Annotated in this window: 10 protein-coding genes, 1 pseudogene and 1 other annotated feature; of the genes and pseudogenes, 6 read left to right on the top strand and 5 right to left on the bottom strand. The window is 46.2% G+C overall.

Annotation, left to right across the window (positions count from 1 at the left end):
- The first annotated feature begins 15 nt into the window (after positions 1-15).
- The gene (gene hemG / locus D5E69_RS11165; RefSeq protein ID WP_159129656.1) at positions 16-1,404 is read left to right on the top strand and encodes a protoporphyrinogen oxidase; all 1,389 of its coding nucleotides are present in this window, start codon (positions 16-18) and stop codon (positions 1,402-1,404) included.
- On the opposite strand, the gene D5E69_RS11170 is transcribed toward hemG, so the two are convergent.
- From D5E69_RS11170 to D5E69_RS11180, 3 genes are all read right to left on the bottom strand, one after another.
- Positions 1,390-2,697, bottom strand: a complete 1,308-nt coding sequence (locus D5E69_RS11170; RefSeq protein WP_159129657.1) for an amino acid permease — start codon at positions 2,695-2,697, stop codon at positions 1,390-1,392. The two genes, hemG and D5E69_RS11170, sit on opposite strands and share 15 nt — an antisense overlap.
- Positions 2,694-3,932 (bottom strand): MFS transporter, encoded by a 1,239-nt coding sequence (locus D5E69_RS11175; RefSeq protein ID WP_249931598.1) that lies wholly within the window; start codon positions 3,930-3,932, stop codon positions 2,694-2,696. The genes D5E69_RS11170 and D5E69_RS11175 overlap by 4 nt, the downstream gene beginning before the upstream one ends.
- A 199-nt stretch (positions 3,933-4,131) precedes the next feature.
- Complete coding sequence (locus D5E69_RS11180) at positions 4,132-4,521, bottom strand: tautomerase family protein (protein WP_159129658.1); 390 nt, start codon at positions 4,519-4,521, stop codon at positions 4,132-4,134.
- 162 nt (positions 4,522-4,683) lie between these two features.
- On the opposite strand from D5E69_RS11180, the gene D5E69_RS11185 reads away from it, so the two are divergent.
- Together D5E69_RS11185 and ileS are read left to right on the top strand one after the other, a co-directional pair.
- A complete protein-coding gene (locus D5E69_RS11185; protein ID WP_048003577.1) occupies positions 4,684-5,091 on the top strand; it encodes a hypothetical protein in 408 nt (135 codons plus the stop codon).
- A gap of 63 nt (positions 5,092-5,154) precedes the next feature.
- Positions 5,155-5,370: a binding site (T-box leader), on the top strand.
- A gap of 50 nt (positions 5,371-5,420) precedes the next feature.
- Positions 5,421-8,506, top strand: a pseudogene (gene ileS / locus D5E69_RS11190) (isoleucine--tRNA ligase).
- A 15-nt stretch (positions 8,507-8,521) separates the two neighbouring features.
- Here ileS and D5E69_RS11195 read toward each other — a convergent pair.
- Positions 8,522-9,547, bottom strand: a complete 1,026-nt coding sequence (locus D5E69_RS11195; protein WP_048003579.1) for an STAS domain-containing protein — start codon at positions 9,545-9,547, stop codon at positions 8,522-8,524.
- 183 nt (positions 9,548-9,730) lie between these two features.
- Between D5E69_RS11195 and D5E69_RS11200 the strand changes: the two genes are divergently transcribed.
- From D5E69_RS11200 to D5E69_RS11210, 3 genes are all read left to right on the top strand, one after another.
- Positions 9,731-10,603 (top strand): diacylglycerol/lipid kinase family protein, encoded by an 873-nt coding sequence (locus D5E69_RS11200; protein ID WP_048003580.1) that lies wholly within the window; start codon positions 9,731-9,733, stop codon positions 10,601-10,603.
- A gap of 11 nt (positions 10,604-10,614) precedes the next feature.
- Positions 10,615-10,926: an iron-sulfur cluster biosynthesis family protein gene (locus tag D5E69_RS11205; protein WP_063191502.1), complete on the top strand. Its 312-nt coding sequence runs from the start codon at positions 10,615-10,617 to the stop codon at positions 10,924-10,926.
- A 69-nt stretch (positions 10,927-10,995) separates the two neighbouring features.
- Positions 10,996-11,364, top strand: coding sequence for a nucleotide excision repair endonuclease (locus D5E69_RS11210; protein ID WP_048003582.1), 369 nt, complete (start codon positions 10,996-10,998; stop codon positions 11,362-11,364).
- A 37-nt stretch (positions 11,365-11,401) separates the two neighbouring features.
- On the opposite strand, the gene D5E69_RS11215 is transcribed toward D5E69_RS11210, so the two are convergent.
- Complete coding sequence (locus D5E69_RS11215; RefSeq protein ID WP_048003583.1) at positions 11,402-11,791, bottom strand: hypothetical protein; 390 nt, start codon at positions 11,789-11,791, stop codon at positions 11,402-11,404.
- Between the last annotated feature and the right edge of the window lie 74 nt (positions 11,792-11,865).

An 11,865-nucleotide genomic window follows, 5' to 3' on the forward strand; every position in this document is an offset into this window, starting at 1 on the left:
TTTGGAGTGAACAGGATGAAGACAGTGGCAGTTGTCGGTGGAGGTATCACCGGTCTCACGACACTATATTACCTTCAGGAATACTTAAAAGATGAAGAGGTAAGGCTCCTTTTGATTGAAGGGGAACATAAATTTGGCGGTAAAATCAAATCGATTCCATCGGATCCCTTCATTATCGAAGCCGGTGCAGATTCCATTGTATCAAGACATCCCGGGGTACTTGAGCTTATCGGTGAGGTAGGGCTTATGGATGAACTTGTGTACAACGAAACGGGTACATCGTTTATCTATACTCAGGACACATTACATAAGATTCCAAGTGATTCGGTGTTTGGTATCCCCATGACAATAGATTCCCTGATGGAAAGTACGCTGATTTCAGATGACGGAAAAAGGGCTGCACTCCGGGATTTCGAAACAGTGAATGAGACGTTCACCAAGGAAGATTCCATCGGGGATTTCCTGGAGTCCTTCTTGGGGAAAGAGCTCGTTCAAAACCAGATTGCACCCGTCTTATCGGGTGTATATTCAGGAGATTTATACACACTGAGCATGTCCTCCACACTTCCGTACCTATTAGATTATAAAAATGACTATGGCAGTATCATGAAGGGTCTATGGATCAACCGAGAAAAACATCAGGGGAAGTCCAATAAGAAATTTGTTTCGTTTAAAACCGGACTATCTGCCATCATCGATCGATTGGATGAGCGCACGCCGCATTCAGAAAAGTACAAGGCGAACGGACTGGAAAGTCTGCAAAAAGCCGGTGGCACTTATTCATTGGAGCTCACCAATGGTGAAATCATATCAGCGGATGCAGTCGTCCTGGCGATTCCGCACGATCAGGCAAGGAAGATTTTGGGGCACCCGGTACTGGATGAAGGCTTTTCACTCCTTAAGAATAAATCCCTTAAAAGTATATACCTTGGATTTGAACTCCCTGACACCGTATTGCCTGCAGATGGCACTGGGTTCATCGTTGCGGAAGAACAAAACGGGGTTAAATGTGATGCTTGCACATGGACCAGCAGGAAGTGGAAGCATACCTCTTTGAATAGTCAGCTTCTTGTGAGGCTTTTCTATAAGGATTCCAATCCACATTGGGAACAGATCCATGATCTCACTCAAGATGAATTGCTTCTTATAGCACTCCGGGATATAGAGGCGACGATCGGCATCAAAGGCAAACAGCCCATTCTTCAGGAAGTAACGGACTGGTCCGGCCTGATGCCGAATTACAATATGGAACATGCACAATCAGTGAGACAACTGGAAACAAACCTTGCTGTTGAATTCCCTGGGGTCATGCTTGCTGGCGCTTCCTATTACGGTGTGGGCATTGGTGCCTGTATACAGAATGGAAAGAAGACAGCGGAGCTGCTGTCTTCACGACTTCGCTAAACGACGGGATGACTTATAGTTGAACAGCAGGGAGGCTAAACTGATCAGCACCAGAAGCACCATGCTCAAATAGAATCCATATCTGCTTTCCTTCAGTGTGAACGTCCCGCTGATGGCCAACACGAGGATGGCCAATGCAAACAGGCTCACTCCGTTTCTCCTGACATCTTTGTCAAGTAGCTTGAAGGATGAAAGCAGGATGAATGCCCAATTACAGAGTAGCAGGATGCCTGCGGCAGTGATGAAGGCCTCAAAGATGATCCCTGGCAAGAGATGAGAAGCAATGATGGCGATTCCCATACCGGCAACGGAGAGGCAGAGGGAAGGAAGAGGGATATCCCTCTTCCATTTTCTTTTGAATATCCTTGGTGCTTCACCTTCATCCGCCATAGACCGAAGGAGGCGGGTGACGCTGAATAACGCTGCAGCCAATGCAGAAAAACCGGCTATCAGGATGACGCCGTTAAAACATGAGGCAACGATGGGGACATGTCCACGATTCAGGACGGATATAAATGGGCTCTCCTCACTGGAAAAGTGGGTGGGTGCCTGCAGTTTCATTGTCACCCAAAGGGCCAATACGTACAATGAGCCAAGGCAAAGGATCAGTGCTCTCCCGCTTTTGAAAATGTCTTTGGTTTCCGTGAGCCGGGAAGCCATCAGCCCGATAACTTCGATGCCTGCGAAGGAATAGAAAGCAAAGATCAAGGAAGTCCTCATCCGATTGAATCCTTCATCTAATGGCATTGAACCATTCAGGTGGAAGTGGTTTCTGCCTCCAGATAACAGTGATGCCCCGATGAATAGGAAGATCACAAGTGCTGAAAGCTTGATGACTGAAAAAAAGTCTTCCGCTATATCAAATCCCCTTGCTCCGAGTAGTACGACCGTGATGGATAGCACCGCAAAGATAAGGGTGAAAACCCAAAGGGGAATGGAAGGGAACCAGTACCTGGACAAAATCCCAAGGGCGGTTAACTGACCTCCCATGATCAATACGGTGGAAATCCAATAGATCCAACCGCACAGGAACGCCGCCCATCTTCCGTATGCTTTTCCAGCATAGGTACAGAAGGATCCTTCGCAAGGATCGGCCATGGTCATCATGGCAAGCCGTTTATACACGATCCAGGTTGCGAACGCAGCGATAAGAAACGCAGGGATGGTGAACCCGCCCGATGATTTCAGCGCAATTCCAGTACCAAGGAAATACCCCGTCCCAACCGTACCTCCAGCACCGATCAAGGAAAGATGCCACCAGGAAAGAGAAGGCTCAGCTGATTGATTCTTCATGATGATCCTCCAGCCTGTTGCGGGTTCGTTTTTTCTTCTGTGTGGACCCAAAACAGAACCAAGATGATGATGATCACCGCAAAAAGTCCCGCACCGATGAAACTCACATTCAACCCATTTTTCATAACCAGCGAAACCAAAGGGGGTCCTGCAGCGACACCGATAAAACGGGAGGAACTATAAAGCGAAGAAATGGTCCCTCGTTCTTCTTTTTCAATGTTTTCCGTAATCAGGGCATCGAGGGTCGGTAAAAGGGCACCGATGGCTATCCCGATTAAACCTGTGAGGCAGAGCAGGAAGACCAACTGTTCTCTGAGAAAACCGACGAATGGCACACATAGGGTCAAGAGGGCAAGACAGCCAACCATGATCCCTTTCATTCGTTTCAAATTTCCTTTGATGTTCTTTCCCGAGATGTAAGAAGCGACACAAAGGGCAAGCAGAGGGATCGCCAGGACAAACCCCTTCTTCACACCATATAAGTGATGGATCTTTTCGAATGAATCACTCAAGTAAAAAAGAATGCCGAATAGGACCAGCATCACATACGCACCTATTGTAAATACTGTGCAAATCCACTTGCCATGCTCCTTGAAGATCCCTTTCGTTTTCTTGATGAACTCCTTAAGTTCGACAGGGGCATCCTTTTTTTTAGGTACTTTAATGAAAAAAATGACCAGCAGGATGGAAATAAGGCTGAAAAAAGAGATGGAGAAAAACGGCAGGAACCATAAGAAAGCCGCGAAAGCCGCTCCCAAAATGGGGCTCAATACCTTGCCGAACGTATTGGACGTTTCGATGATTCCAAGGCATGAGCTTGTTTTCTCATCATCATCTTTGTATAGATCACCTACAAGGGGCAGAATGATGGGGGCTGCACCTGCTGCACCGATCCCTTGCAGGACCCTCCCGATAATGATCCAAAGGAAAGGATCATTCATTTTCCATGATGCGTAGCCTGCAATCAGACCGCCGATTAAAGAAAACACAAGACTCGGAAGGATGACCATTTTCCGTCCGAACCGATCCGACAAATAGCCGGCAATGGGAATAAGGAAGATGGAAGCAATAGAATAACTCGTGATGATCATGCTGGTTTGGAAGGATGAGATGCCAACCTTCTTTTCAAAAATCGGAAGTACTGGTATCAACATGGAGTTCCCCAGCGTCATGACGAGTGGGATGGAGGCCATACTGACGACACACCAGTTACTCACTTTTGATTGATCGTTCATTTTGACACCTCATAGTCATTATGGTTTCTCAAATAATGTTCCTTCTTACCAGTATGCGGCACGGCTTCGAGTGCAATTCGTCTTAAATTATTCCAAGTGACAGAGTGGTCGATTGTAAGTAGGCATTCTTATTTACGATCACCTAAAGGAGCACACCAAAAAGAGGCTGCAGCCGCACAGCCTCTTGAATCGTTCTCTTTTAAAGCTTACCTGTAAGAAATTGAGCTTCCCCTTCACCGAAACTCCAATCTGCATCACGATTCGTAACAATCGATACCATCAGATCATCTGGTGAGATGCCGCAGTCCTTCTCAAGTTTTTCAGCCAGCAGTTGATACAATTTCTTTTTCTGTTGATCGGTCCGTTGTTTACTCGTGATGGTGATGACGACCACATCATCGCTTCTGTTGAAGCCCAGTCCCGTGTCTTCAATGATCATCTCGTGCTTCGGGTGTTGATGAACGATCTGATAGCGGTCCCTTTCAGGAACACCAAAAGCCTCAAGGACTGCTTGATGGGCACTATCCAATATTTTTTTTACTGTCGAAGGGTCTCTTCCTTCGATTAGATCGAATGTAAGCAATGGCATATAAAAGCCTCCTAATCTTGATGATACCGATAAGATACCACCCCAGAGCAACGTTAAACATGGTAATGAATGACGGCACGAATGACTTGAAAAAAACGGGTCATTCCATACATAATGGAAATAAATCCATTTATAATTAGAAATTGTGAGAGGAAGATGTTTGTGACATGTCACATTTTGATTGCCACAATCAGGAATATAGATGTCGAATCGACCAGATGGGAAGAAGAGTTCGGGATCGGCTTGAAATCCGCGGAACAATATAGGGGAGATGTACCTTTCACATTGCCGTATCTCTATGAGGCGTATGATGATGACCTTCCGTTATTAATGTTGTTGAATGAGCTCATGGCAATAGGGGATGTAGTCGAGCTGTATGAATATTGTGAAGGGAAGAAGGGAGGAGTGGCCGTGAATAGAAGAGAGGAAGCCGTAACGGTGAATCTCCATCAAAAGACTTATCAGGATCAGCATGGAACCTATAAGTTGAATCAAAAAAAATGGCTGAATGACCTGGCCACCAAGAGGTATTTGACTGACCGTAGTGTGACCACCTTCCTTAAATATTAAAAGGATGAATAAGGAAAAAATGATTGACTTTTACAAGATGAGGGTGTATCCTTTTGGAAATATTCAAATTCCATGACGGGAAGAGTACAGAAGGAAACCTCCTTAAGAGAGCCGCTGTGTGGTGAGAAGCGGTGGAGAACCTTTCGGAAAATCACCCCCGAGAAGTCCTGCTGAAGGAAGCATAGGCAGGGTCGGTGCACAGCCGTTAATGTGTTGACCGAGTGCCGTACAATTTGTGCGGAAGATGGGTGGTACCGCGGAATAACATCCGTCCCTTTTTATAAGGGGCGGTTTTTTTGTTTGATCATTCAGAGGGAAGAGGGTTCACGATGAAAACAGTTGATGTAAAAGAAAAGGCGCATAAGCGTGAAGAACGAATCCAGCAGTACTGGAAGGAAGCCGGTACGTTCGGGAAATCCATTTCTGAGCGGGAGGGTAAAGAAACGTTTGTCTTTTATGAGGGACCACCAACGGCCAATGGTCTTCCCCATGCGGGTCATGTACTGGGACGGGTCATCAAGGATTTTGTTGCAAGATACAAAACGATGCAAGGGTATCAGGTATATCGCAAGGCAGGGTGGGATACCCACGGATTACCGGTCGAGCTGGAGGTGGAAAAGCAGCTAGGGATTTCAGGGAAACAGCAGATCGAAGACTATGGCGTGGAAAAGTTCATCAATGAATGCAAGAACAGCGTCTTTCATTATGAGAAACAATGGAGGGAATTCACGGAGGCCATAGGGTATTGGGTAGATATGGATGACCCTTATATTACCTTGGAGAACGACTATATCGAGAGTGTGTGGCATATCCTCAGCGACCTTCACAAACGGGATCTCCTTTATAAAGGGCATCGGGTCACGCCGTATTGCCCGAGCTGTCAGACTACACTCAGTTCCCATGAGGTTGCTCAAGGCTATAAAGATGTCAAGGATCTCTCTGCTACAGCGAAATTCCGCATCAAGGGAAGCGAAAATGAATTCATCCTCGGCTGGACGACAACACCATGGACTCTGCCAGCCAACATGGCACTCGCCGTCAATCCGGCATTAACATATGTAAAGGTGAAAAGTGACGGTGATACATATATCGTTGCCGAAAGTCTGAAAGACAAGCATTTTTCAGAAGAAGCAACCATCATATCCCGTTTCAAAGGAAGTGAATTGGAAGGCACCCCTTACATCCCTCCTTTTCCATTTGTGACCCCGGAAAAGGGGCATATCGTAGTTTCAGGGGATTTTGTCACTGCTGATAGTGGAACAGGGATCGTGCATATCGCTCCTGCTTACGGAGAAGATGATTACCAATTGGTGAAAGATCATGGTCTTTCATTTGTGAATGTCGTAGACGGACAAGGTAAGTACACGGACGCCGTCCCACCTTTCCAAGGTAGGTTTGTCAAAGACTGCGACGTGGACATCGTGAAGTATCTTGCAGTCGAAGGGCTCCTGTTCCATAAAGAGAAGTATGAGCACAGCTACCCCATTGCTGGCGCTGTGATTCACCCCTGCTTTATTATGCAATTGAAAGCTGGTTCATCCGTACGACGGCGTTGAAGGATCAGTTCATCAAGAATAATGAACATGTTGAATGGTACCCGGAACATATTAAAGAAGGCCGTTTCGGTCACTTCCTTGAAAATATGGTGGATTGGAATATCGGCAGGAACCGCTACTGGGGCACCCCTCTACCCGTCTGGATCTGTGATTCTTGCAGCCATCAATACGCACCGGCAAGCATGGATGACCTGAGGAGCCGTTCTGTGGAAGAAATCGATTCCGTTGAACTGCATAAACCTTTTGTCGATCACATTCATCTGACCTGTGATCAGTGTGAAGGATCCATGACGCGTGTACCGGAAGTGATTGATGTTTGGTTCGACAGCGGAAGCATGCCATATGCACAGCAACATTATCCATTCGAACATCAGGATCGATTTGAAAAGCAATTCCCAGCAGACTTTATCTGTGAAGGAATAGACCAGACCAGGGGATGGTTCTACAGCTTATTGGCTGTTTCAACATTGTTCACGGGAAAGGCCCCTTATAAGCGCGTACTGGCTACAGGTCATATTTTAGACGGAGAGGGCCGGAAGATGTCGAAGAGTAAAGGGAACGCATTGAATCCAATGGACCTTGTCTCTGCATTCGGTGCTGATGCCCTCAGATGGTCACTCCTTGCTGACAGTGCTCCTTGGAATAACAAGCGCTTCTCTGAAAGAGTGGTGCTGGAAGCAAAATCAAAGGTAGTCGATACTCTGGTTAATGTTCACTCATTCTACACCATGTACGCGAAAATCGATTCATTCACCTATTCAGAATTAGACCAAGGAGAAAAGACCCTGCTGGACAGGTGGATCCTTTCAAGACTGGACAGTGTGTCTCAAAACATGAGGGAAGCATTGGATCGCTACGACTTCACCAAGGGAGCTCAGGCTCTTGAGGTATTCATTGGGGAAATCAGTAACTGGTATATCCGCCGCTCACGGGATCGCTTCTGGGAGGAAGGCGTGTCAGATTCAAAACTTGCTGCATTCTCCACACTCCATCATGTACTAGTGGAAACGAGTAAACTGGCTGCACCTTACATTCCGTTCCTTGCCGAAGATATCCACCTTAACCTCACGGGCAAAAGCGTACATCTCGCCGAATATCCTGAAGGGGGAACAGGTTACAGCGATCCATCAATCGAAAGGGAAATGGCTGCCGTCCTTCAGGTGGTTGAACTCGCTCGGAGCGTCAGAAATGCAAAATCGATCAAAACGAAGCAACCTCTATCGGAAATGACCGTCATTGCCACTGAACCACAAAACGGTGAAGCGTTAAAAAAACATCAAAGGATCATTCAAGAAGAAATCAACGTCAAACGGGTCCTTGTACAGGAAACATCCAATGATCTTGTATCGTATGAAGTGAAGCTTAATTTCAAAAAAGCCGGTCCCGTATTAGGAAAAAAAGTCGGCGCAGTCAAGAAATATTTAGATCAATTAAGTCAAAGTGAAGCAGAACAGATTGTCCAAGCGGAAACGTTACATCTGGATATCGAAGGCGAGCAATTGACTGTTCCATTTGAGTTGCTTCTTGTGGAGAGGGTGGCAGAAGAGGGGCTTTCCATGGGCGCAAATGCTTCTTATCAGGTTATCCTCAATACGGAAATCACAGAGGAATTGAAGCTTGAAGGTCTGGCTCGTGAAGTCATACGGGCCATCCAGACCGAGCGGAAAGAGCGCGACCTTCCAATAGAAGCTAGGATTTCCCTTCGGTTGGACGGAGACCCGGAAATACGGAAGGCGATCGAACACAATGAATCACTGATACGTGAAAATGTCTTGGTGAAGGAGATGAAAGTAGAAGCATTATCTGGTGGAAAGCAAGTAACGTTGAATGACCATAGATTGATCATCGACATCGCTTAAAAAGAAGAACCCCGTTCAAGAAACGGGGTTCTTCTTTGTGATGCACAGCCCCATTTGACCGAGGGCATAATGGATGCCTTGCTGAAGGACAGAAAAACATGGGATCCGCTTGATTTCATGTCCGCTTTGGGCAATTTGAATACTGAATTCAGCCGAGATTCCCACCAATAGGCAGCGAGTCCCAAGAAGGGAGGTGGCTGCGACAAATTTTTGAATGAAATTCAATGTGAATTCATCCACCCCGATTAAGCTTGTAGCGTCGATGATGAGGTAATCCGCCTTATATCCTGGGAGATTAAGGAGGGTGCGGTTAAGGAGCTCTTCACCCCTCGTTTCATCATAGCGACCAACCAAGGGCACTACCAGGATGGAATCGAGGACGGGTATGATCGGAGAAGAGATCTCCTTGATGATACTGGAAAGGGTATGTGTTCTCTCGGCTGCTGCAAGATCCATCTTTTGCTGCATTTCATTCGTTTGTTCTTCGATTAATGCGCTGACATTCAATGAAGGTGTGATGTCGGAGTGATTGAATTCATACTCACTATATGGGTCGCCTTCAAGTTGGCTCCTGTTCACCTTGTACCACATTTTCTCCCCGAATAAGCCCGTCAGGACCCCGGCCCAGTGACCTGGAAGGAATGTGCCTTCTTGATTTTTTCCTTGCTCCTTATTGACCTGATATTCCCAGCTGTTCCGGACGCGAATCACGGCATGAAGCCCTTCTTTTGAATAGGATACAATCTCTGTATCACCCCAGCCCGCTGTCACATAGGTGGTCGGAAGCTTGCCGAGGATGTCATCTACTTTCCCGAGGGAGCGCCTGTAAAAATCACTTACGATGGTTCCGGTCCTGTATCCTGAAGTTTCCAGTACAAGTCTTGACTCTTTATGCCCTGCTATCTCTTCGATCGTATCAAAAAGGGTCTTGAATGCCGTATCCACCCAGAACAATACGACCCGTTCATTTTCAAAATGAACTTCCCCGTTCACAAGATCCCAGTCGAATAAAGAGCCGCTTATATCAATTGCATGTTTCATGATTGACGCCTCCAACAAGATGATTTCTTTTCATATGTATAGAAGGTAGTGCGAAAAATCTGCAAACCTAAATATGAGTACCCTCCTTTTCATGTCAGTAAACATCATACCAATGATTTTTTAAGGATTTATCAATTGGTCCAAGGGGTATAGTATGAGAAATGACAGTCAGGGGGAAAAGGCATGAAAGAGGCGATGATCATTATCAATCCTTCTTCTGGAAAGGAAGAAGCGGTGGATTACGAGAAAAAAGCTATACATAATCTCGAAGGCTATGAGGTCTTGGTGCGTGAAACGAAGGGAGAAGGGGATGCTACATTGTTTGCGGAGGAAGCTTGCGAGAGAGGCTTTGACCTGATCATATGTATGGGCGGGGACGGAACCGTAAACGAAGTGATCAATGGCATGGCAGAGAAACCCCACCGCCCAGAGCTTGCCCTGGTGCCACTGGGAACGGTGAACGATTTTGCGAGGGCGATATCACTGCCGCTCGAGCCTGAGGAGGCCCTCGAGGTATTGAAATCAACCAATACCCGGGAAGCCGACATCGGGAAGGTGAATGACCGCTATTTCATCAACATCATCGCCGTGGGTGCATTGGCTGAAGCCTCATTCTCTACGACTGCAGAGCAGAAATCAAAGCTCGGTCCTCTCGCGTATGTTGTGGAGGGTATGAAAAAAATGAAAGAGAAACAGCCGTTTCCGTTAGAGCTGTCAGGAGAGCAGACCTGGAGGGGGGATTCCTTATTGACCCTCATCGCCATGACGAATTCCATCGGGGGATTCGAATCCATCGCCCCGGAAGCAGAAGTCGATGATGGATCGCTTCATGTCTATATCATCGAAGATATGCCGATACCCAAGTTCCTCTTATTGCTTCCTAAAATATTGGCGGGTAAACTGACAGAAAGCCCTCAGGTTCATCACCTGAAAGCAACCAAGATCGAAGCGTCCTCATCCCTTGACATGAAGGCGAATATTGATGGGGATGAAGGATGCACACTGCCGTTGACTGTAAAAAGTCTTCCTCGACACTTGAAAATCAGAATTCCATAAGGAGGATCAGCATGAATCTAACCCTGACAGACCCAGCTTTAATGAAACTATCAGAAATACCCCGCGACCATAAGGTGCAGCTTGCCCTCGACCGGGGGAGTTGTGATATCGTGAATAATGTATACGAAATGAAAGTGATCCCTCCAAGAGAGCTGCAAAACCATGAACGCAGCATTGACTATAAGGGTGTCACCTTCATTGTGGACGACGATTTCGAAGACGCCTATGATCATGAACTTACGATTGATTTTCAGAAGAATGCATTCGTGTTCAAGAATAAGAATCAAACCTTCAACAACCGGGTAGGGCTTCGTTTTTTGTGAATGAGATGGCTTTCTGTCCTGTTATATGATACTATTAGCCCTTACAGTATAAAAAGGACGTGACGTTCAATGATCAATATTACCATTCCAAAAGCGGATGTATCCATTACAGAACGCAAACAGAACGAAAATGAAGAAATTAAAATTCAACCGATCGAGGGTTTCATCGACCTTCATGAAATTCCGCGTGATAAAGGTGGAATCATCCTCTTTTATGACAACAAGGACGAACTTCTGTTTGTAGGAAAAGCCAGAAAGCTGAGACAGCGTGTTAAAAAGCATCTGGAAGATAAAGTATCGCCCCTTCGCGAACACAGGAAGGAAGTTCATCGCATCGATGTCTTATTTGTGGAAGATGCAATGGAACGCGAAATTTACGAAACATATATCATCAATGCGCTTAGAGCCAGATACAATGTGGAAAAAGCATTCTTTTAATGCGTGACCGGAAGCTCCTCGAATGGGAGCTTCTTTTTTATGGCGCATGATGCGCGTCCCAATTCAAAAGATCCTCTTCAGGTATATAGGTATGGAGGGTACCGTTTCCATCTTCCACATGATAGGTAACCTTTGAGCCGTTGTCATGCCAGATTAGTGCTATTCCTTTAATGATAGCTGTCCTAAACATTCCGGCCATATGCAGATGTACCCTATCAAGCAGGTCAAATCGGGTTTGATAGAAACGGGGCACACCCTTTGCTTCACTGGAAGCCACATTAATGTGCAGCCGGTCATTGTTTTGAATCATGTAAAATGTTTGGTCTCCCGCTTGAGACAGTTCATGACAACATCCCACCACGGTGCCTGTGTAGCCGCCTTCATAAAAAACGTCTCCGATATCCATTGCCATGACGCTGCCTTTCATCCTTTGCCCTCCCCGTAAAATCAATTATCCCATCCTATGTATGGAAGCACGGAGGTAGAACACGCCCTTTAAAT

The sequence above is a fragment of the Rossellomorea marisflavi genome (assembly GCF_009806575.1).
Classification (GTDB): domain Bacteria; phylum Bacillota; class Bacilli; order Bacillales; family Bacillaceae_B; genus Rossellomorea; species Rossellomorea marisflavi_A.

Coding starts and splice junctions, on each gene's coding strand:
- D5E69_RS11195 (WP_048003579.1), bottom strand. CDS start 9,547: ATGAAACATGCAATTGATATAAGCGGCTCTTTATTCGACTGGGATCTT.
- D5E69_RS11175 (WP_249931598.1), bottom strand. CDS start 3,932: ATGAACGATCAATCAAAAGTGAGTAACTGGTGTGTCGTCAGTATGGCC.
- D5E69_RS11180 (WP_159129658.1), bottom strand. CDS start 4,521: ATGCCATTGCTTACATTCGATCTAATCGAAGGAAGAGACCCTTCGACA.
- D5E69_RS11200 (WP_048003580.1), top strand. CDS start 9,731: ATGAAAGAGGCGATGATCATTATCAATCCTTCTTCTGGAAAGGAAGAA.
- D5E69_RS11210 (WP_048003582.1), top strand. CDS start 10,996: ATGATCAATATTACCATTCCAAAAGCGGATGTATCCATTACAGAACGC.
- D5E69_RS11205 (WP_063191502.1), top strand. CDS start 10,615: ATGAATCTAACCCTGACAGACCCAGCTTTAATGAAACTATCAGAAATA.
- hemG (WP_159129656.1), top strand. CDS start 16: ATGAAGACAGTGGCAGTTGTCGGTGGAGGTATCACCGGTCTCACGACA.
- D5E69_RS11215 (WP_048003583.1), bottom strand. CDS start 11,791: ATGAAAGGCAGCGTCATGGCAATGGATATCGGAGACGTTTTTTATGAA.
- D5E69_RS11170 (WP_159129657.1), bottom strand. CDS start 2,697: ATGAAGAATCAATCAGCTGAGCCTTCTCTTTCCTGGTGGCATCTTTCC.